This is a genomic window from Nibribacter koreensis, assembly GCF_039541795.1.
GTDB classification, from domain to species: Bacteria; Bacteroidota; Bacteroidia; order Cytophagales; family Hymenobacteraceae; genus Nibribacter; species Nibribacter koreensis.
The window spans coordinates 1,018,509-1,040,171 of the sequence record NZ_BAABGX010000002.1 but is presented as its reverse complement, the minus strand read 5'-3'; the positions used below and the strand labels follow the sequence as shown (position 1 = coordinate 1,040,171).

The window sequence follows — 21,663 nt, the reverse complement described above, 5'->3', positions numbered from 1 at the left end:
ACAAAAGAAGAGACAGCATGAAAAGTACGCTCAGGTTTCTACTAGCAATCACACTGTTCACATTGGGCAGTCAGACTTCCTTTGCGCAACGGTTCGGCTATATTGACTCTGAGTTTATCTTGCAGAAGATGCCTGCGTATGCCAATGCCCAGACAGAGGTAGATAAATTGTCTATTGCCTGGCAAAAGGAAATTGAGAACATGCGCGCTGAGGTGGAGAAACTCAGGAAGGCCTACCAGGCTGAAGAGATTCTGCTTACCTCAGAGATGAAGACCAAGCGCTTGGATGAGATTACCAAGAAGGAAAACGAAGTTAGGGAGTACCAGCGCAAGATGTTCGGGTTTGAAGGAAGCCTGTTCAAAAAGCGTGAGGAAATGATAAGACCTGCCCAAGACCAACTGTTTGAAGCCGTTGAGAAGGTGGTAAGGCAAAAAGGACTGAGCTTTATATTTGACAAGTCATCCAGAGACGTGGTTATGCTGTACACAGACCCGCGTCATGATTACACTGAGTATGTGCTAGAGGAACTGGGACTGGCTTCTAAAGAAGCCAATTCACAGGGCGCCAGACCAGCAGATGCTTTGATAGACAAACCAGAAGACATACCTCCGTTGCCTGAGGCGGCCACAGAGAAATCGCCTTCTAAGAACACCAAACCTGCCTCCGGCACTAAAAAGCCGCCAGTTAAAAAGAAAAACAATTAAACACACAAAGTAACGTACAATGAACAAACTGAAATCTCTGTTGGTGGCCGCTTTTGTATGCGTAAGCATGGCTTCATTTGCACAGACGGGAACCGTTAAAATTGGGTACACCAACGCAAACTACATTATCAGCCAGTTGCCAGAAAGCCGTCAGATCGAGTCTGATTTGAAAGCGCACAGCGGCCAGTTGGAGAAAGAACTACAGAATAAAGTGAGAGATTACCAAGGCAAGTTAGAGGCTTATAACAAAGGCGCTCAAACTATGACAGACGTAATCAGAGCAGATAGAGAGAAAGAGTTGACTTCGTTGCGTTCTTCTATTGAAGAATTCCAGCGCAACGCTGACGCTTCTTTGCAGAAAAAAGAGCAGACTGCCCTTGAGCCTGTAATGAACAAGATTCAAAAGGCAATTGATGACGTTGCCAAAGAAAACGGCTATACGCACATCTTTACCGCAGAGGCGCTGTTGTACGGACCAGAGGATGGAAACAACTTCACGGACTTGGTATTGAAGAAACTAGGCGTAACGCCGGGTGCTAAACCTGCTAGCCCAGCCGCTTCAACTGCTAAGCCAGCCGCCACGCCTGCCAAGCCTACCACGCCAGTTAAGAAAAAGAACTAAGCTGGACTTTCTTTAACGGAAAAGCCGATGGTGATAAGCACCATCGGCTTTTCCGTTTTTTGCCTATTTTCACCAAAACAAGCCAAAAACGACATGATCTCTTCTCTGGACCAGGAAGATGAAACCGGCAACAGCCTAGATTCTGACGATCTCTTTGAACACCACCGCATTGTGGTGGACAAGGGGCAGGCTTTGTTACGGGTAGATAAGTTCTTGATGGACCGTCTGCCTAACGTAACGCGCAACAAGCTGCAGGAAGCCATCAAAGCCGAGTCTGTGCGTGTGAACAACCAAGCCATAAAAGCCAGCTACAAGGTAAAGCCTCTGGATGTGATCACCATTACGCTGGCAGACCCACCCCGTGACACAGACGTAGTGCCAGAAGATATTCCCTTGAACATAGTTTTTGAGGACGAGGATCTCTTGATAGTAAACAAACCTGCCGGTATGGTGGTGCACCCTGCCTACAATAACTGGTCTGGTACTCTGGTCAACGGATTGGTGTTTTACCTGCAAAATCTGCCCACTAGCCGCAATGGCGAGATTAGACCGGGTTTGGTGCATCGCATAGACAAAGACACGTCAGGGTTGCTGGTAATAGCCAAATCAGAGCTGGCCATGGCACACCTGGCTAGGCAGTTCTATGACCACTCCATTGAACGCACTTATTATGCGTTGGTATGGGGAGTTCCTGCGCAAAACAAGGGCACCATCACTGGTCATATTGGAAGAAGCGCCAAAGACCGGAAGGTAATGGCCGTGTACCCAGAAGGTGACTTTGGCAAGCACGCAGTGACGCATTATGAGGTCTTAGAGAGCTTTGGCTATTGTAGCCTGCTTAAGTGTAACCTGGAGACGGGCCGCACGCACCAGATACGGGCGCACATGAAGTACTTGGGCCATCCTTTGTTCAATGATGCTACCTATGGCGGTGATAAGATTTTAAAGGGACAGCATACCGGCTCTTACAAGGCGTTTGTGCAGAATACCTTTGACGCCTTGCCCAGACAGGCTTTGCATGCTAAATCATTGGGTTTTATTCATCCTAGAACGCATGAGTTCCTCTTGTTTGAATCTGAGCTGCCAGAAGACTTTGGAGCAGGGTTGGCTAAATGGCGACAGTATGGAAAGCTTTTAGAGGAGAGAACACAACAATAGCTTTCGTTTTCGGCTTATTTTCCAAGAAACAGGCCAAAAACGACAAGACCATAAAAAAGGGTTGCTCAATATAAGAGCAACCCTTTTTTGATAAGGAGTATGTAGTTATTACTTAAGGGCTTTCAAGCCATTGATGGCATCTGCGTTAGTTGGGTCTAAAGCCTGAGCCTCTTGCCAGTATTTAGTGGCGTTGGCTTTGTCTTTCTTCTGGTAGTAGTAGTACCCTAAGTAGTTGTTGGCAATCACCAAATCCTTCTTGTACTTCTCCTTGTCACCAGAGGTGAGCTCAATGAACTTCTCATAGTGGGGCTTGGCCAGACCTTGGGTGCTTTCCGCGTCTAGATATGCATTGGCGCGGGCTCTCCAGAAGTGGCCATAGGCATAGTTAGGGTTCTTGGTGGTAATGATGGTGTAGATGCTGTCAGCAGTCTGGAACTGGTTGTTCAGCTCATGGGCCTGACCAAAATAGAACAAGTCTGTATTGGTTGGCGGCGTGGTGCTAAACTTGGCTTTGTATGACTCAATAGCCTTAGGATAGTTTTTAAGCTTGGTATACTGCTTGGCCAAGAGGTCATCGTATAAAGCATTCTTTGGGTCTACCTGCTTTGCCTTCATGATTAGGTCTACAGCCTCCTGGTTTTTGTTGTTGGCTACCAAGGCATTGGCATAGTACTCATAGTCAGAAGGGATGCGCTTAGACTCATCATACTTATTAAAGTAGGCAGTCATGGCCTCCAACGCCTTCTCGTTTTGTTTGGTGTCTACTAAAATGTAGCCCTTTAAACGATTCATGGCAATGTTGTTTGGATCTACCTTCAACGTATTGTCTATCTCAGCCTGCGCTGCGGTATAGTCTTTGGTTAGGTAAAGGATTGAAGCATACTTGGCACGTGTTTCTGGCGTATTCTCTGCCATGGTCACGTATTTCTTGATATACTCGGCGCTCTTAGGTAACTGGTCTGCACGATAGTACAGCTCTGCAAATTCTAGGTACGCGGGTGCATAGTTGGCATCTGCGGCAATGGCCGCGTCTAAAGACTCCTTGGCTGCCGTAAAGTTACGGGACTGGCCATATAGCTGCCCTCTGCGTAAATGCGCTTTGGCAAACTTAGGATTGGCTACAATGGCCTTGTCATAATTAGAAAGCGCTTTGCCACCGTCTTTGTTCTGCTTTAAGTAAGCATCACCTAAAGCTACAAACGCCGAGGCGTTCTTAGGGTCTTTCTTTACGGCTTCCTCTAACACTTTAATAGCAGGGGATAGGTCCTTGGCGTCTGCGTCTACATAGGCCTCGCCAATGGCGGCCATCACACTGGCATCTTTGTTTTTAGTAAGGGCCAAGGCTTTGTCAAAGAACTGTTGCGCTCCCGCAGCATCACCTTTCAATAAGGCTTCTTTTCCTTGTTTTACTAAACCCATGGCAGGGCTGTCCTGCATAAGGTTGGTATATGCTACGTATGCTGAGGGGGCATTATTTTCAAACTCACCAGAACGTTGCCCGTCTACACCATAGGCAAGGACTCCGGCAGTAGGCAAGAAGGCTACCGCTAAAATCCCATACTTTTTCCAGTTCTTAATCATTGTGTTGTGTGTGGTTAGAGTTATAAGTAATTGTTGTAAGCTGCTGTTATTCTTCTTCTTCAGAGAAACCTACGATGCGTACCGGCATAGAGGCAGGCACCAATCCAGATTTCAATACTATGCGTTGACCTTTGTCACCTGAAACAAAGGATGCAAAACCTGTGCCAAGACCTGTTCTGGCCTCGCGGCTTATGATAAAAACCTCCCTGGTAAGTGGATAAGTTCCTTGGGCCAGATAGGCCTGATAGGGTTGTATGTAATCCTCAACGGATGTAGGGGCGTTTTTAGTACTAATACCCACCACATTTACCTTTTTCAAAAAGCTAGTGGTGGTGGTGTCGTCTCGGTCACTGATCCAGTTCACTCCAATCACGCCAATGGCATTTTTGTTCTGGGCAATGTAGTCTACCAGGTTCCTGTTAGACTTGGTGGCGTAGGTATTGGCCGGCAGCGGCTTTTTAAGGTTGATAGAGTCCAGGATGTACCGTGCCGTGCTGGAATTGCTGTTGTCAAAGACAATGGTAATGGGGCCCTTGGCCTGGGCGCCGCTCACTTGGCTCCAATCCTTGAACTTGCCAGTAAAGATGTCCCGCACCTGCTGTAAAGTAAGGGTAGTGTCTGTATTGGCCTTGTTAATGATGAGGGCAATGCCGTCTGTGGCAATGTGAATGACCGTAGGAGTGATTTTCTCACGAGCAAAGGCGTCTTTCTCTTCTTGGGTAAGACGGCGGGTGGCTACTGCCAGACGTATGCTGTCTTGCAGAAGCGCCTCCATAACCTTTCCTTCAGATTGGTACACCGGGTTTATCTTGGCATACTTGTACAGGCCCATGAAGGTGTCAATATGAGATTCTAGAATAGGGGCGAATGATTCATCCACTCCAATTTTTATCTCACCAGACGTTGCAGTGTCTGTAGGGGAGGACCCGCCTTGGTTGCAGGACACAAAGGTGCACGCAAACGCAATGAGCCCAATGCAGGATAAAAGACTATACTTCTTCATCTCTTCTGGTAGGTTTCTTGTAGTAGAGTTGATAGCTTCTCACAAATCTAAACAAACCGTAGAAGAACAGCATGGCACCAAAGATGTATTTGCTGTTCTGTGAAATCCTTAGTTGTTCCGGGCCAGAGAAAAAGATGTACACCCCTATGGCCAAATACACCAAAGCCATAAACATGGATGCATATTTTAAGGCAGAAGACTTTTTAGGGAGTTCTGGTCTGGCAGGTCGTTGGTAATTCTCCATAGTGGTTATACGTTTTATTTGATAATTCAAATAAGTGGCTGTTATGCTGCTGGTTAAAAAAGAACTCCGGAAACAAACCATGCCGTGGCTTAGTTTATTTCCGGAGTTGGGTAAGCCTTTCAGCGTTGTGCTGAACTAATTATTTGATGGCAATACGGTAAGGGATTGTGTACTTCACAGAAACCTTACGTCCGTTCTGCTCACCTGGATTCCATTTCGGCATGCTCTTCACTACTCTGACAGCTTCCTCATCTAATCCATAACCAAGCTTCTTCAAGATTTGTACGTCAGATACTTCTCCTGATGGGCCTACTACAATAGAGAGAACTACAGTACCTTCAACACCTGCGCGCAAAGCGGCAGACGGTACGCGGTAGTTTTTCTGAAGGTATTTGTACATGGCTTCTTGTCCGCCCGGGAATTCAGGCATCTTTTCTACCGCTACATATACTTTGTTCTCAAAAACCTCTTCTACTGGGCCAGTGCCTTCGTCAATACCTTCTAGGGTTGGCGGCGCGTTGTTGTCACCTTTTACAGTAACAGTACCAGCGTCTACCTCTTTTAGTTGGTCTTGGTCTGGAATCTCTTCCTGACGCACTTCTTCGTCACGTTTTACAACCGGTGGCGTGAACTTTACAGTTGAACGCACGGGCGGTGGCGGTGGTGGCGCATCTGGCGGTGGCGGCGGTGGCGGAACCACTTTCTCTACAGATGGTGGCGCTTCTAAGTCCACTACTGTGATTTTTGGTGGGGCCTTTACAACGTCGCTCTCGCCAAAAAGTGCTTTTCTTACCACTGGAGCACCTAAGGCCAATACAGACAGAGCTATTGCAATGACAATACCTCTGTTTATATGGTTGTTGTAAATCTTACGAAGGCGATACGCACCGTACTCTTTGTTACGGCCTTCAAAGACCATGTCGTCAAGAGACGCGGTAGCTAAATAATTGCTATTGTCCATTATCTACCTCCTTTTTCTGTAAGTAATGTGGCATCTGCATTGTCCATGGGCACAATTGCATACTTCTTGGTACTGGTAATGGTCATCTCATCCAAGACATCCACCACGTTCTTGTACGTAGAAGTTTCATCTGGCTTAATTAGAACCACCAAGTTAGGATTAGCTTGGGTAGATTCTAAAACTGCTTTGCGAATCCCGTTTTTAGACCAATCTGATTCAATCAAATCAACTGGGTCTGTGCCATTGTTCAAGCCTTTGTAATAATAAACCTTGTCATTGTCGCCAATGAGAATGGTGAAAGCGTTTGAGGCCTTCAATTCATTCCGGTCTGCATCATCTTTAGGCTTAACAGGCATGTTAATCTCCATCGTTTGCGGCTTGGCAAGCGTGGTTGTCATTACGAAGAATGTTAGCAAGAGAAAGCCCAAATCCACCATAGGTGTCATGTCAATACGAGTTGACATTTTTTTGGCCCGTTTCTTACCGCCTTCTTCGCCGCCGCCTTGCTGTTGTACTTCTGCCATGTCGTTAGCTTAGGTTAAAGGGTTGGTCTGGTTTCCATGTCGGTTACCAGGTTGAACCGGTTAATCTTTTTCTCTTGCAAGATCTCAATCACACGTCCTACGGCTGGGTAGTCAGAAGAACCGTCACCTTTCACGGCCACAATGGCCTTAGGGTTAGAGTATCTGGTCTGCATGATCCAGTCGCCAAGTTCGTTTCTAAGAGAGTCTGTAGGGATGCCAGGCTGTCTCACTTTCTTCTGCTCCTCAGGAGTCATGTTCAAGAAAGACTTTAAGCTGGCAATTGGTACACCAAAACTAGCACTTCTAGAGAATAATTCTTTCTCTTCGTCAGTAAAGGCGATACCGTACTTCTCTCCCATTTTGTCAATGAGTTTACGTCGGGTGTTGGTTCCGTCTACGTTGTAGAAAACTCTTCCTTCTTTTCCAACAGAGATGGTAATCACGTCAGAGTCAGGAAGTTTGATTTCAGATACAGAAGACGGAGTGTCCACCACCAGCACTTCTTCTGGTGCGAACTTCGAAATAAGCATGAAGAACGTTACCAGAAGGAATGCTAAGTCCACCATGGGCGTCATGTCCAGGGAGGGTGATGTTCTATGTACTTTTACTTTAGGCATTTTTCCTTCTATTAACTTAAGAAGCTAATTCTAATTAGATTCTGTTGTTTTCACCGTGCTGAGCGGCATACGTCTGGATGATGCTGAAAGAAGCCTCATCAATGCTGTACGTCAACTCATCAATTTTGCTGGTGAAATAGTTGTAGGCAATGATAGCAATGGTAGAACCAGTAATACCAAGAGCCGTGTTGATCAAGGCCTCAGAGATACCGTTTGCCAGCTGTGTTGCATCTGGGGCACCACCTGCAGTTGCAAGGGCCGCGAACGCTTTAATCATACCCAATACCGTACCAATAAGACCTACCAGGGTAGAGATAGAGGCAATAGTAGAGATGATTACCAAGTTTTTCTCAAGCATTGGCAACTCAAGAGCCGTAGTTTCTTCAATTTCCTTCTGGATAGCCAAAATACGCTGATCCTTAGTCATTGACGTGTCAGTGTGCATTTCTTGGTACTTCAAAAGACCGGCTTTCACCACGTTGGCTACAGAACCTTTCTGCTGGTCGCAGATGGCAATAGCGCCGTTGATGTCATTCATGTTCAATTTCTGACGCACGTTGCGCACAAACTGCTCAAGACCTTTAGTACCTTTTGCTTTAGAGATTGTCAAATAACGCTCAATAGCGAAGGCGATTACCAGGATAACGATTGAAATCAAGATAGGAACGATGAAACCACCTTTATATACCTGACCTAGGTAGTTACCAGGAAGAGGGTGGTTGGCATTGTCACCGCCTTCAAAGTTAGCTGGGTTACCAAGGATGAACATATAAATCAAGATAGCAGCGATGATTGCAATTGGAATCACGATGCTGGCGAACATTGAGCCTGCTTTGCCGTCTTTTTTCTGTACTGGTTTTGCAGTTGCAGGTGCACTCTTTTTTTCCATTGTGTCTAAGAATTTAGGTTTAGTTGTTTTGTGTTACTGTGAGTTGTTAAAATTTAGTGTTACTAAAAACGCTCATAAACGCTATTGCCCTCTATTTGTTTTCAAGCTTTTAAATATAGCGTGTCTCTTCATGAGCAACATAAATACAAGCCTAGGGATTTTAATGCAAATAATCAAATATAGTGGTGAAAAACATTAGTTATGTACCGGTATACTCTAAGATTATTGCAATTAAAATCTATTTTAGATTAAAGTTGCTTAGCTTGGTTCCAGTAAACTTCCATTTGCTCCAAGCTTAACTCATTTATCTTTTTCCCATCTTGCTGGGCACAGGCTTCTATGTGCTGAAACCGCTTTATAAACTTGATGTTAGTCTTCTCCAGCGCTTCTTCGGGGTTCAGGTCCAGAAAGCGGGCGTAGTTGATCAAAGAAAATAAAACGTCTCCCAGTTCATCTGTCGCTTTAGACGTATTGGCCGGTGAAAACGCAGGGGCCTCTACTTCGGCTTTAAACTCAGCCAGTTCTTCCTCCACTTTTTCCCATACCTGGTTGGGCGTGTCCCAGTCAAAACCAACTCCGCGGGCCTTCTCCTGTATCCTCATGGCTTTTACCAGTGAGGGTAATGAGGCAGGAACGCCAGCCAGCACAGATTTATTGCCTTCTTTGAGTTTGAGGCTCTCCCAGTTCTTTTTCACCTGCTCTTCTGTAGTGGCTTCTGCGTCACCGTAAATGTGCGGGTGCCTAAACACCAGTTTGTCACATTGGGCGTGCAACACGTCTGCCAAATCAAAAGCGCCTTGCTCAGAGGCTATCTTGGCGTAAAAGGTCAGGTGCAGCATCACATCTCCCAATTCCTTTTTAATCTCAGGCAAATCTTCTTTTAAAATGGCGTCTGAGAGCTCATAGGTTTCTTCAATGGTGAGGTGCCGCAAGGTGGCCATGGTCTGCTTCTGGTCCCAGGGGCATTTCTCCCGCAAATCATCCAGGATGTCTAACAACCTGTTAAAAGCGTCTAACTGCGCCTGGCGGGTGGCCGTCATGGGCCTAAGCTGGTTTTCCATAAGCCAAAGATACATTCAAACTCAAATGAATAACCAGTGCTTTACGTTAACTTAATCTTTTAGTAACATTATTAATAACAACTAAACCTTCTTAGGCACGTTGGTGGGCAGACTGCTAGCTGCTGTCAATCTTTTCTAAGGGAGTCTTCATCTTTATAAACCATTAAATGAAACAGCGTTTGCCTATAAGATGCAGGGACTGCCGGCTTTCCATAAAAAACTTTTTAATTTTTTTTACGCAAGCTGGGGTAAGAGCCCAAAAGAACTGTCTACCCTTTACCTAGTGGCTGCTGAAAAAGACCATGCAGCAGTTGTTTTTGGCCTCTTTTAGCCAAAACAGGCCAAAAATGGCAGTATGCTAACGTGAGCATTTGTGCTGCGGGGCATGATTTGCTATGGGAAATACCCACTTCACTAATGATATTAGTAAAAAGCTCCAGTTCGGTTGAGAGAGGGTAAGGGTAAGTGAATTAAGGGGTTGTGCTGCTTAAGAATAGGGCGCTTTTGCAGGAGATAGTAAGGGATGTCATCAAACTTTCAAATAATAGGCAAGGTTTTGCTACTTTTGTAGGATATAATTGAAGAACACGTGGCGTTAATAAAATCTATTTCAGGAATAAGAGGTACCATTGGGGGGGAAGTAGGCGAAGCACTTACACCATTAGACGTAGTAAAATTTGCGGCCGCTTTTGGCACGTGGGTACTACAGACCACCAATAACAACAACATTGTCATAGGCCGTGACGCCCGTCTCTCCGGAGATATGGTCAACCGCCTGGTAGTGGCTACGTTGCAGGGCTTGGGCATCAACGTGATTGACCTAGGTCTTTCTACCACCCCAACTGTAGAGATGGCCGTGCCTGCCAAGAAAGCCGGCGGCGGCATTATCTTGACGGCCAGCCACAACCCCAAGCAATGGAACGCCCTCAAGCTCTTGAACCAGCATGGCGAATTCATTAATGACCAAGAGGGTAAACTGGTGCTGGAACTGGCCGAAAAAGAGTCGTTCCAGTTTGCTGAGGTAACCAAGCTAGGCAAGTATACCCAGAGCGATAAATTCTTAAAGCGCCATATCAAGGCCATCCTTGACCTGCCGTTGGTAGACGCAGAGGCCATCAAAGCTGCTAACTTTAAAATAGTGGTAGACGCGGTGAACTCCTGTGGCGGCTTTGCCGTGCCACAACTCTTGGAGGCCTTGGGCGTTACCCAGATTGAGAAACTGTACTGCGAGCCAGATGGCAACTTCCCGCATAACCCAGAGCCGTTGCCAGAGAACCTAGGCGAAATCTCCAGAATGATGGAGAAGGGCAAGTTTGACCTAGGCATTGTGGTAGACCCAGACGTAGACCGCTTAGCCTTGGTGAACGAGGACGGCAGCATGTTTGGCGAAGAGTACACTCTGGTAGCCGTGTCTGACTACGTGTTGCAGAACACGCCGGGCAATACCGTCTCTAATTTGTCTTCTACCCGCGCTTTGCGTGACGTGACAGAGAAATCTGGCGGTACTTACTTTGCTTCTGCCGTTGGCGAGGTGAACGTGGTCAACATGATGAAAGCCCAGAACGCAGTCATTGGCGGCGAAGGCAACGGGGGCATCATCTACCCAGAGCTGCACTACGGCCGTGACGCCTTGGTGGGCATTGCCTTGTTTTTGACGCACTTAGCCAAGTCGGGTTTGAGCATCTCTAGATTAAGAGCCAAGTACCCTAACTACTACATCTCTAAAAACAAGATTGAGCTAACGCCAGACATTGACGTAGACGCGGTATTGGCCAAAGTGCAGAAGCAGTACGCCAAGCAGCCCATCAACACCATTGACGGCGTTAAGATTGAGTTTGACAGAGAGTGGGTGCACCTGCGCAAGTCTAACACAGAGCCTATCATCAGAATCTACGCCGAGTCTGACTCGCTTTCTACGGCAGACCATCTGGCCAATAAAATCATAGGCGATATCAAAGACATCATCTCTGATAAAGAATAAATGAAAGGCCGCACCAGTTTGAGAGAACTAAGTGCGGCCTTTTTCCCTTTACACCCTATATCCTGCATTTGTATGCACCTCTCTACTTGTTTCACCTGTTGCTGTTGCCTTAATTAAAATCTATCACCCATGCGAGTTTACCTGGACAATGCGGCCACCACGCCCTTAGACAAAGAAGTTTTTGACACCATGACTCCCTTTATGCTGGAGCATTACGGCAACCCTTCCTCCATTCACTCGCACGGTAGGCAGGTGCGCGCCGCCATTGAAGGCGCCCGCAAGACAGTAGCCAGCTTGATCAACACCTCACCCGCCGAGATTTTCTTCACGTCTGGTGGTACAGAGGCAGACAACGCCGCCATTATCTGCACCATTCGTAGCCTGGGCTTACAGCACGCCATTACCTCCCCTCTAGAGCACCACGCGGTGTTGCACTCCTTTGAGTCATTGGAGAAGCGCGGCGAAGTGCAGGTGAGCATGCTGCGCGTTGATGAGAAAGGCACCTTAGACTTAGAGCACCTGGAAGAAATGCTGGCCAGCCAGCCACGTACCTTGGTCTCTATCATGCATGCCAACAATGAAATTGGCAACCTAAATGACCTGCAGGCCATCGCAGACATCTGCAAGAAATATGACGCCGTGTTGCACTCAGACACTGTGCAGACCATGGGCCATTACAAACATGACGTGCAGGAGTTGGGCATTAACTTCCTGGTAGGCTCGGCGCACAAGTTCCACGGTCCCAAAGGCGTGGGCTTCATCTATGTAGATTCTTCCATCAAAATACATCCCTTGATCCAGGGCGGGTCACAGGAGCGCAACATGCGCGGCGGCACCGAGAACGTGTACGGCATCATTGGCTTGGCCAAAGCCTTAGAGATTGCCTACCGTGACATGGAGGATCATCACCGTCACATCCAAAGCTTGAAAGACCGCATGATCTATCAACTGCGTGAGCAGATTGAGGACGTGCAGTTCAACGGTCTGTCCTCCGAAGCCGATAAGAGCTTGTACACGGTTTTGAACGTGAGTTTGCCGGCCTCTGAGATGAATGAGATGCTGTTGTTCAACCTGGACATCAACAAAATATCGGCCTCGGGCGGAAGCGCCTGCACCAGCGGCGTAGACTTGGGCTCACACGTGTTGCGCGCCATGAACGCAGACATGAGCCGCGGCAATGTGCGCTTCTCGTTCAGCAAGTACAACACCGCAGAAGAGATTGACTACACCGTGGCTACCTTGGCCAAGCTGTACCAGAAAGAGACCGTCTAAAAATAGAATCATGTAAGCAGCAAGCCCCGCCTCAAAAGCGGGGCTTTCGTTTTTAGCCTCTTTTCTGCAAAACAGGCCAAAAACGACTTTCATTAGGACAAAGGCTATTTATTAAGGGCTTTGGCCGCTATTTCCATTTGTTAAGGGCGTGTGTCCGTATAAGGCGTCTAAGGGTAATTGGGTAGAACCAAAAACCAAGAGTTAATGTTTTAACCATTTGTATTTTGTGCAGTATTAACACAGGATAACAGACCCTACCACCTTCCCGCACCCGTATGAATTCAGAATTAGAGCTCGTTTCAAGGTACAACCAAGAGAATCCCACTGAAGACATCTATCGGCTTCTGATTGAAGGTATTAAGGATTATGCCATTTTTTTGCTAGACCCAGAGGGCCGCATTGCCACCTGGAACGCGGGTGCCAAGAGCATTAAGCAGTATGAGCCAGCAGATGTGCTGGGCAAGCACTTCTCCATTTTCTACACCCCAGAGGCCATCTCCAAAAATTATCCCGCCTATGAATTAGAACAGGCGCTCAAGAACGGTAGGTTTGAGGACGAGGGCTGGCGCGTGCGCAAGGACGGCATTGTGTTCTGGGCCAACGTCATCTTCACGCCCATCTACAATGAAGAGGGCAAGCACCTGGGCTTCTCCAAGATTACCCGTGACCTTTCAGAGCGCAAAAAAGCCGAAGATGACCTTTACAAAGCCTATGAAGAACTCAAAGACAGCGAGGAACGGTTTAGGCGCTTGGTAGAGGGTGTCACAGATTATGCCATCTTTATGCTAGACCCCAGCGGGCACGTGGCCACCTGGAACGAGGGCGCCCGCCGCATTAAAGGCTATGAAGCCCATGAGATCATTGGCAAGTACTTCGCCAAATTCTACAGCCGCGAGTCTGTGCTGACTGGTTTTCCAGAATATGAGCTAAAAGAAGCAAAGGCGCATGGCCGGTTTGAGGATGAGGGCTGGCGTTACCGCAAGGACGGCACCGCCTTCTGGGCCAACGTCATCATCACCGCCATTTTTAATGAGAAGAAAGAGCTGATTGGCTTCTCTAAAATCACCCGTGACCTTACAGAAAAGAAACAGCTAGAAGAACAGCTCTTTAGAACCAATGAAGAACTGCGCGAGAGCGAGGAGAAGTCCAGGCTGATGATTGACAGCGTGCAGGACTACGCCATCCTCATGCTCAACACAGAAGGCCTGATTGTAAGCTGGAACACCGGCGCCGAGCGCATCAAAGGCTACACCGCCCAAGAGGTGATTGGCAAGCACTTTTCCTTGTTCTATCCCCGCGAGGCTATTGAAAACGGGTTCCCGGCGTTTGAGCTGAGCAAGGCCATCCAGGACGGTCGCTTTGAGGACGAGGGTTGGCGCGTACGCAAGGACGGGGCTGCCTTCTGGGCCAACGTGGTCTTGTCACCGGTGTACAACTCAGACCACAGGTTGCTGGGCTTTGCCAAGATTACCAGAGACTTGACTGAGCGCCGACGTAACGAGGACCTCATGCAGAAAAACAAAGAGCTGGTGCGCATTAACAATGACCTGGACAACTTTGTGTATACGGCCTCGCATGACTTAAAATCACCCATTGCCAATCTGGAGGGGCTTCTCTTGGCCTTAAAAGAAGACATGGGCAAGGAGTGCATCCCGCACCAAAACATCCTGTCCATGATGGGCAGTTCTCTGGAAACCCTTCGCAAAGTCATCAATGACCTTTCTGAAGTCACCAAACTGCAACAGGCCAAGGACCAGGCTGAGCAGGTAAGCCTGCACACCTTGCTGGAAGAAGTGAAGGCCAACCTGCGCGACTCCATCAAGAACAGCAACGCTGAGATTATGGTAGGCGATTTAGAGTTTGACAGCCTGTCTTTCTCGCGCAAGAACCTACGCAGCATTCTCTACAACCTGGTGTCCAATGCCATCAAGTACAAAGACCCGCAGCGGGCGCCCAAAATCACCATTAGCTCAAAAATAGCAGACAACGGTGACTACGTACTCTCGGTCACTGACAATGGGTTAGGCATTCCGGCGCACCAGGTCTCCAAGATTTTTGCCATGTACAAGCGCGTACATGACCACGTAGAAGGCACTGGCATTGGCCTGTACTTGGTCAAGAAGATCCTGGACAACTCAGGAGATGACATTACAGTACGCAGCGAATTAGGCAAAGGCACCGCGTTTCATGTGCACTTCAAAAACCAGAATTCTTGATACCTTGCCAAATAATATAGACATGATGCGTGCGTAGATTTCTGATTTCAATGGCCGTTGGGCTTGTGTTGATAGTGGCTAGTAATATCATGGGGCATTACCATGGACCCTTCTCCATCATAGCTACGGCCGTCCTTCCGTTTATTATTGTAAGTGCTATTAACTATCCACTATATAAAATTAACTTTTCGGTCACGGTTCTTTGGAGTTGTGGCGTCATTCTCCTGAATGATATATTCATCAGAAAGTTTGCTGGTGGCACGCATGACCAGGTAGGCAAGACTGTCATCATGCTATTTTCTCTATTTGCCTTAGCTCTGTGCACTATTACCATGTTGGTGTATGCCTACAGAATAATGCCATTAAACAATAGTACAATTCTGAATCAGAGGCGATTATACCAATTCTTGACGGTCATCTTAGCCGGGGTGGCTACCGTTATTTTCTACTTCAAGTTTTTGATGCAAGTTTAAGCCCACTCGCCTCTCATCGTTTTTAGCCTCTTTTCCAGAAAACAACCCAAAAACGCCTGCCCAGAAAATGCCTAGCTATAAATAAACTGGGAACGTTTAGCTTTGCAGGATTATTTAGGTTCTCATGGCACTTATAGGCAAAGACATACAAACGGCAGTTTCTTATTTAACCCAGGGTGACTTAGTGGCCATCCCCACCGAGACGGTTTACGGGCTGGCCGCCAACGCCTATGACGAAGCCGCCGTGGTGAAAATTTTTGAAGCTAAGAACCGACCGGCCTTTGATCCGCTCATTGTGCACACGCATTCCATCCAGGAACTAGAGAAGATCGCCCGCCAGGTGCCAGATGTAGCCTATAAACTAGCCGAGCGCTTCATGCCCGGTCCGCTCACGCTTATCCTGCCCAAATCTGAACAAGTACCTTTGCTGGTGACCTCGGGCCATGACTCCGTAGGCATCCGTATTCCCAAGCACCCGCTTACCTTAGATTTACTCCGGCAACTACCATTTCCACTGGCCGCACCCAGCGCCAATCCGTTCGGTTATGTGAGCCCTACCACGGCCCAGCACGTGCAGGACCAGTTAGGCGAACGCATTCCCTACATCTTAGACGGCGGTGCCAGCAACATAGGCATTGAGTCAACCATTATTAGAGTAGTTGGCAATGAGGTAGAAGTATTGCGCCTGGGCGGACTGGCCTTGGAAGAACTGCAAGAAGTGGTGAACATCTCCAAAGCCAATATCAAAACCTCCAGCTCAAACCCCGCCGCGCCCGGCATGCTAAGCAGTCACTACAATCCCGGCAAGAAAGTATATTTAGGTGATGTAGCGCAGAACTTGGAAAGGATAGAAGACAAATCTAGAGTGGGCATTATTACTTTGGAGAAAACATTCGCAGACATACCGGCACATCACCAAATCCAGCTTTCTACCACCGGTGACTTGCGTGAGGCGGCCCGCAACCTGTTCTCCGCCTTGCGCCAACTAGACATGCCTACCGTAGACATTATCTTGGCCGAACGCATGCCCAATCATGGCTTGGGCCTCGCCATCAATGACCGCCTACAACGCGCCAGCTTTCAGGGAGAGGAGTATTAATAGGAACCATGAAAAGAAATTTCCTCCTATATCTCCTGCTAACATGTTCCTCAATTACTCATTCATCTTGTGAAAAAGCAGAAAGCGTGAAATCCAAAGAATTTGGATTGGAGATTAAGACGTTCGGTCTTGGTAGCAAGTTTGAGGCATTTATGTATAATACTAATGTTTCCGTCTATGACCGAGAGCGCTTCAAAATCAACGATGGCCGCTTGGATGAAAACACGCTCTATGTTTTAAAGCGTCATTATCAAGATACAATAGAAGTAGTGGATACTTTGAAAGTAAAGTTTGAGGATAACGCCGTTGATTCACTCTACATTCTGAGTCATGCTTATCTCAAGACAATAAGTATGGATAACGAAGTGGATGGGAGTGATAGAAATAGAATAAGAGAAGATATAAAGGATGGGGCAAGCTTTTCAGTTTCATTGCTTTATGATAAGAAACAGTTAGAGGCTTCACAATGGGGATTGAAAGGAATAAGGGCCGCATCTAATCAAACAGACCAACTTTTTACTTTCATTAATAAGAGATTACCTGAGGAATTTAGACTGTATTAAAAACGATTATCTCATTATCATTTTTTCGTTTTTGGCCTATTCTCTGAGAAACAAGCCAAAAACGACATCTATAAAAAAGGCTCCCATTCATCCAAGAACGGGAGCCTTTTGCTTTATAAATCCTGAAACGACTACAAGTTGCGCAGGATGAACTCGGTCATTTTAGTGAACAGGTGAATGCTGGTGTTGCCGCCGCTGATGCCGTGGTTCCGGTTAGGGTAGTAGGCGCTCTCAAACGGACGGTTGGCTTTCACTAGGGCATTGGTCATTTCAATGGCATTCTGGAAATGCACGTTGTCATCGCCGGTGCCATGGATGAGCAGATACTTGCCTTTCAGGCGGTCTGCGTAGAATACCGGCGAGTTCTTGTCATAACCGTCTGGGTTCTCCTGCGGAGTTTTCAAGAAGCGCTCAGTGTAAATGGTGTCATAAAAACGCCAGTTGGTCACCGGTGCCACCGCTATGGCGGCCTTGAACACATCGGCGCCTTTGGTAATAGCCAAGGAGCTCATATAGCCCCCGAAGCTCCAGCCCCAGATACCAATACGGCCTTTGTCCACGTAGGGTAGGTTACCCAAGTGCTTGGCGCCCTCAATCTGGTCAATCACTTCATAGTGGCCCAGGTTACCATACGTCACTTTCTTGAAATCAGCGCCACGCCCGCCGGTTCCGCGGTTGTCAATCACGGCCACAATGTAGCCTTGGTTGGTAAGGTAGCTGTGCCACAGGTAGTTTCTGCCTCTCCAGCTGTTTACCACTTCCTGACTGCCCGGGCCGCTGTACTGGAACATGAGGACTGGGTACTTCTTGTTCGGGTCAAAATCTGCCGGCTTGATGGTGTAGCCATTCAGGTTCACTCCCTCTGAGGTTTTAAACTGGAAGAACTCTGCCTTGGGTAGGTTGTAGTTGGCTAAAGTGGTCTTCAGGCTCTCGTTGCTTTCCAACACCTTAATCTGCTTTCCGTCTGAAGTGTGCAGGCTCACCACCGTTGGGCTGGTGATAGTAGAGTAATAGTCTAGGTAGTATTTGAAGTCGCGGCTCAGGTTGATGGTGTGCGTGCCTTTAGCCGGAGTCAGGCTTTTCTTGTTCTTGCCGTTCAAGCCCATGCTGTAGAGGTGACGCTCCAAGGGAGACACCTCGGTGGAGGTGAAGTACACCAATCCGTTCTTCTCATCAACGCCATAGAAGCTGGCCACTTCCCAGTTGCCTATGGTGATTTGACGAACCAGCTTGCCGTTCATGTCATACAGGTACAGGTGGTTGAACCCGTCCTTCTCTGAGCTGTGCACAAACTGCTTGCCGTTCTTCAGGTAGGTCAAATCATCGGTGATGTCAATGTAGGCTTTGTCTGTTTCCTTCAAAACTACCTTGCTTTGGCCAGTCTGGGTGTTGGCGTGCAGAATCTCCAGGGTGTTCTGCAGGCGGTTCATTCTTCTGATAGAAAGAAGGTTAGGCGTGTTGGTCCAATTGATGCGCGGAATGTACTGGTCAGTCTCATTGCCAGTGTCCATCTTGGTGGTTTTACCAGAGCCCAGGTCGAAGGTGTAGATGTTGACGATGGCGTTTTTCTCACCAGCCTTCGGGTACTTGAACTTGTAGTCCGTAGGGTACAAAGGTCCCCACATCTGCATGTTGTATTCCGGTACCTGGCTCTCATCAAACTTGTAGAAGGCAATCTGGTTGCCCTGCGGGGACCAGAAGAAGGCCTGCGCGAAGCTGAATTCCTCTTCATATACCCAGTCCGTACCACCATTGATGATGAAGTTCCACTTGCCGTCATTGGTCACTTGGCGCTCCTGCATAGAGGCTAGGTCTACGTAGAACAGGTTGTTGTCGCGCACGAAGGCCACGTATTTGTTGTCTGGTGAAAACGTAGCATAGCTCTGCTTTCCGCCTTGGCTCAGCTTCTGTAATTTCTTGCTGGCACGGTCATACACGTAGAAATGGCCTTTGCTGCTACGGCGGTAAATAGGCTCATGCTCAGTCTCAAACAGGATTTTGGTCTCATCAGCGCTGAAGCTGTAGTCATCATAGTCCAGGATTTTACCGTCTATTTTGATGTCTTCGCCCTCAATGATAGTGCTCACCGGCTGACCCGTAGTCACGTCTACCTGCACCACGTCCACGCTCTGGTTTTTCTGGTCAGCTACCTGACTGGAGTAGAACTGGCCGTTGCGCATCCAGTTCACCCCGTACACCGACTTGGCCTGGAACGTGCCCTTCCGGAAGATGTCCTCTAAATCAAAGCTTCGCTTCTGCTGTGCCTGCGCTTGTAGGGCGGTGCCTACCACGGCCACTGTCAACAGCCAACGTTGTATGGTTTGTCTCATTCTAGTTTGTTAGATAGTTCTCAGCCTTAAAAATAGGGATTTATTTCGGCTTTGGCCTAAGAACGATAGCAAGGCGTTTTTAGCCTGTTTTGGGAGAATTAGGTAAAAAACGAGCAGGCTTGGGAGCTACATGTCATTTGAAAAGAATATTGTTTCTTTTTCAAAATGTCCCTTTTTGATATGGATGAATCTTTTAAAGTTGAAGTATTTAGTCTCTGCTACAATATGCCATTTATCAGTAGCAATTTTTCTACCAGTAATGTTGGCGTTATTTAAAGGTTCAGTCTTAAAATCTGAACACAGTCCACGGCAATTTGAAACAACTTGTTCAAAGAAGTGAGTAGAATCAGTTTGATAAAAAAATGAAGTGTCAGATAAAGGAATTGTTATACGTAGGGAGCGACTGTAGTCCGATGTGTCTGAATTAGTCCTATAGAAGAATTGATAAAACTTAAAGGTGATGTACTTCCCTTGTTTCAATTTAGGATTACGTACTTCTTTGTCAATTTGAACCGCTTGAAAGAAGTCAATCCGTACTGGGATTTTATTATCGCTCTTCTTTTTGCAGGTAATAAACAGTAAAGAAGCTAATAAGAGACCTACGTACAATTTCATGCTTTATTAAATGTGATATATATTCCCTCATTTCACCAAAACAAGCCAAAAACGACTACAGCTTCACGCAGACATTTTGCGCCTCGGTAAAGAAGCGCAGGGCTTCCCAACCGCCTTCCCGGCCTACGCCGCTTTGTTTTGTGCCCCCGAAAGGTGTGCGCAAATCTCTTAGCAACCACGTATTGACCCAGATCATACCAGCATGCAGTTGATGCGAGACGCGGTGGGCACGGGTGAGGTCATTGGTCCAGACGGAGGCGGAGAGGCCGTACTCGGTGGCGTTAGCATAAGAAATGGCGTCTTCCTCGGTGTCAAAAGGAATGAGTGTAACCACCGGCCCGAAGATTTCCTCAGTGTTGGTACGGCAGGAGTGAGGCAGGTTCTCAAAGACGGTGGGCTGTAGGAAAAAGCCGTTAGCGCATCGGCCTTCCAGTTGTACGCGTTCGCCACCAGCAAGCAAAATACCGCCTTCTTCTTTGGCCAGTTCAATGTACTGCAAGACTTTCTGCAGATGCGCTTCTGAGACCAAGGCGCCTTGTTTGGTGTCAGAATGCATAGGGTCGCCTACGGTTAAGGCCTTAACGCGCTCTAGGAAAGCCGTTTTGAATTGCTCATACAGCGGGCGCTCTACTAGAATGCGCGAACCGCAGAGGCAGATTTGACCTTGGTTAGAAAAAGCAGATTGCACGGCGGTGGCTACGGTTTTCTCAAAATCACAGTCCGCGAAGATGACGGTAGCGTTCTTGCCGCCCAGTTCCAGGGACAGTTTCTTGAACAAAGGCGCGGAAGTCCTAGCGATGGTTTTTCCGGTTTGGGTACCGCCCGTAAAGGAGATGGCTTTTACCGCAGGATGCTCACACATAGGCGCGCCTACCTTAGGGCCGGTGCCGTGCACGATGTTCAGGACGCCCGCTGGCAGACCAGCCTCTATGCACAACTCAGATAATAGATAAGCAGTGTAAGGCGTAATTTCGGAGGGCTTGGCGACTACGCAGTTTCCGGCGGCCAGGGCAGGGGCAATCTTCCAGGTAAACAGATAAAGCGGTAGGTTCCACGGGGAAATGCAGGCCACCACGCCCAAAGGTTTGCGCACCGTATAATTTACGGCCACACCCTCCATGAAATGCGACTCAGACGCGAAGTGCTGGATACCCGTCCCGAAGAAGTGCATGTTGCTGCTGGCCCTGGGAATATCCACGGTCTTGGCCAACCACAGCGGTTTCCCGTTGTCGGTGGTCTCTGCCTCGGCTAGCCTGTCCAGGTTCTGGTCAATAAGCTCAGAAATGCGCATCAAATACCTCCCCCGCTTCTCTGCCGACAAATTTGACCAAGCCGGGAACGCTGCCTCTGCTGCCTCTATCGCATTCAACACATCCTGCTCGCCAGAATCCGGAATCTGGGAATAGACCTCGCCGGAGGCTGGGTTGATATTAGGCAAGTACTGACCAGAGGCAGGCGCTACCAGTTTTCCGTTGATGTAATTCTGCAGATGCAACATGGTGTTAGACTGAAGATTTAAGACGCAAGATTCAAGAAATTTTTAATTTAGGAAGAAAAGCAGCGCATTCCGTCCCCCTTTGAAGGGGGTAGGGGGATGACTTACTTTTGACGATAATGACATTCCCGCGAGTCAATTTCAAGGCATTACAAGGTTGTTGCCGCTTACTATTCTGCTACTGTCTCTATCATCCCCCTACCCCCTTCAAAGGGGGACGAAGGAGTAAACTGGAGGTTTGCGTTTTTGGCTTTC

General features: G+C 47.7%; 19 protein-coding genes. 8 read left to right on the top strand and 11 right to left on the bottom strand.

The genetic code is table 11. From position 1 onward, the window contains the following. The first annotated feature begins 17 nt into the window (after window positions 1-17). The 3 genes from ABD880_RS11700 to ABD880_RS11690 all read left to right on the top strand — a co-directional run bounded on the left by ABD880_RS11700 (window position 18) and on the right by ABD880_RS11690 (window position 2,484). Complete coding sequence (locus ABD880_RS11700) at window positions 18-704, top strand: OmpH/Skp family outer membrane protein (RefSeq protein ID WP_345166177.1); 687 nt, start codon at window positions 18-20, stop codon at window positions 702-704. Window positions 705-771: 67 nt separating this feature from the next. After that, the gene (locus ABD880_RS11695; protein ID WP_345166175.1) at window positions 772-1,326 is read left to right on the top strand and encodes an OmpH/Skp family outer membrane protein; all 555 of its coding nucleotides are present in this window, start codon (window positions 772-774) and stop codon (window positions 1,324-1,326) included. A gap of 93 nt (window positions 1,327-1,419) precedes the next feature. After that, the gene (locus tag ABD880_RS11690; RefSeq protein ID WP_345166173.1) at window positions 1,420-2,484 is read left to right on the top strand and encodes an RluA family pseudouridine synthase; all 1,065 of its coding nucleotides are present in this window, start codon (window positions 1,420-1,422) and stop codon (window positions 2,482-2,484) included. A 108-nt stretch (window positions 2,485-2,592) separates the two neighbouring features. On the opposite strand, the gene ABD880_RS11685 is transcribed toward ABD880_RS11690, so the two are convergent. The 8 genes from ABD880_RS11685 to mazG form a co-directional block, all read right to left on the bottom strand. Next, window positions 2,593-4,065, bottom strand: a complete 1,473-nt coding sequence (locus ABD880_RS11685) for a tetratricopeptide repeat protein (RefSeq protein ID WP_345166171.1) — start codon at window positions 4,063-4,065, stop codon at window positions 2,593-2,595. A 46-nt stretch (window positions 4,066-4,111) separates the two neighbouring features. Then, complete coding sequence (locus ABD880_RS11680; protein ID WP_345166169.1) at window positions 4,112-5,068, bottom strand: PstS family phosphate ABC transporter substrate-binding protein; 957 nt, start codon at window positions 5,066-5,068, stop codon at window positions 4,112-4,114. Continuing rightward, on the bottom strand, window positions 5,055-5,312 hold the full coding sequence (locus ABD880_RS11675) for a hypothetical protein (protein WP_345166166.1): 258 nt from the start codon (window positions 5,310-5,312) through the stop codon (window positions 5,055-5,057). Before ABD880_RS11675 ends, ABD880_RS11680 begins: the two co-directional genes overlap by 14 nt. A gap of 139 nt (window positions 5,313-5,451) precedes the next feature. Next, the gene (locus ABD880_RS11670) at window positions 5,452-6,273 is read right to left on the bottom strand and encodes an energy transducer TonB (RefSeq protein WP_345166164.1); all 822 of its coding nucleotides are present in this window, start codon (window positions 6,271-6,273) and stop codon (window positions 5,452-5,454) included. Continuing rightward, window positions 6,273-6,797, bottom strand: a complete 525-nt coding sequence (locus ABD880_RS11665) for an ExbD/TolR family protein (protein WP_345166161.1) — start codon at window positions 6,795-6,797, stop codon at window positions 6,273-6,275. The genes ABD880_RS11670 and ABD880_RS11665 overlap by 1 nt, the downstream gene beginning before the upstream one ends. 14 nt (window positions 6,798-6,811) lie before the next feature. Beyond that, window positions 6,812-7,414 carry an ExbD/TolR family protein gene (locus tag ABD880_RS11660; protein ID WP_345166158.1) on the bottom strand — a complete coding sequence of 201 codons (603 nt, stop codon included), beginning with the start codon at window positions 7,412-7,414 and terminating at the stop codon, window positions 6,812-6,814. 34 nt (window positions 7,415-7,448) lie between these two features. Then, window positions 7,449-8,303: a MotA/TolQ/ExbB proton channel family protein gene (locus tag ABD880_RS11655; RefSeq protein WP_345166155.1), complete on the bottom strand. Its 855-nt coding sequence runs from the start codon at window positions 8,301-8,303 to the stop codon at window positions 7,449-7,451. Between the two features lie 248 nt (window positions 8,304-8,551). Further along, window positions 8,552-9,364: a nucleoside triphosphate pyrophosphohydrolase gene (mazG, locus tag ABD880_RS11650; protein WP_345166152.1), complete on the bottom strand. Its 813-nt coding sequence runs from the start codon at window positions 9,362-9,364 to the stop codon at window positions 8,552-8,554. A 589-nt stretch (window positions 9,365-9,953) separates the two neighbouring features. On the opposite strand from mazG, the gene glmM reads away from it, so the two are divergent. The 5 genes from glmM to ABD880_RS11625 all read left to right on the top strand — a co-directional run bounded on the left by glmM (window position 9,954) and on the right by ABD880_RS11625 (window position 16,968). Next, on the top strand, window positions 9,954-11,345 hold the full coding sequence (glmM, locus tag ABD880_RS11645) for a phosphoglucosamine mutase (protein ID WP_345166150.1): 1,392 nt from the start codon (window positions 9,954-9,956) through the stop codon (window positions 11,343-11,345). 129 nt (window positions 11,346-11,474) lie between these two features. Then, complete coding sequence (locus tag ABD880_RS11640; protein WP_345166148.1) at window positions 11,475-12,617, top strand: cysteine desulfurase family protein; 1,143 nt, start codon at window positions 11,475-11,477, stop codon at window positions 12,615-12,617. A 275-nt stretch (window positions 12,618-12,892) separates the two neighbouring features. After that, the gene (locus ABD880_RS11635) at window positions 12,893-14,833 is read left to right on the top strand and encodes a PAS domain-containing sensor histidine kinase (RefSeq protein WP_345166145.1); all 1,941 of its coding nucleotides are present in this window, start codon (window positions 12,893-12,895) and stop codon (window positions 14,831-14,833) included. A 597-nt stretch (window positions 14,834-15,430) separates the two neighbouring features. Next, window positions 15,431-16,405: an L-threonylcarbamoyladenylate synthase gene (locus ABD880_RS11630; RefSeq protein ID WP_345166144.1), complete on the top strand. Its 975-nt coding sequence runs from the start codon at window positions 15,431-15,433 to the stop codon at window positions 16,403-16,405. 86 nt (window positions 16,406-16,491) lie between these two features. Next, on the top strand, window positions 16,492-16,968 hold the full coding sequence (locus tag ABD880_RS11625) for a hypothetical protein (protein WP_345166142.1): 477 nt from the start codon (window positions 16,492-16,494) through the stop codon (window positions 16,966-16,968). A gap of 131 nt (window positions 16,969-17,099) precedes the next feature. Here ABD880_RS11625 and ABD880_RS11620 read toward each other — a convergent pair whose 3' ends face one another. The 3 genes from ABD880_RS11620 to ABD880_RS11610 all read right to left on the bottom strand — a co-directional run bounded on the left by ABD880_RS11620 (window position 17,100) and on the right by ABD880_RS11610 (window position 21,411). Continuing rightward, window positions 17,100-19,298, bottom strand: coding sequence for a S9 family peptidase (locus ABD880_RS11620; RefSeq protein ID WP_345166139.1), 2,199 nt, complete (start codon window positions 19,296-19,298; stop codon window positions 17,100-17,102). 126 nt (window positions 19,299-19,424) lie between these two features. Continuing rightward, entirely contained in the window at window positions 19,425-19,913 is a 489-nt protein-coding gene (locus tag ABD880_RS11615) for a hypothetical protein (RefSeq protein ID WP_345166137.1), read from the bottom strand. A 55-nt stretch (window positions 19,914-19,968) separates the two neighbouring features. Beyond that, window positions 19,969-21,411 (bottom strand): aldehyde dehydrogenase, encoded by a 1,443-nt coding sequence (locus ABD880_RS11610; protein WP_345166134.1) that lies wholly within the window; start codon window positions 21,409-21,411, stop codon window positions 19,969-19,971. Window positions 21,412-21,663: the final 252 nt, after the last annotated feature.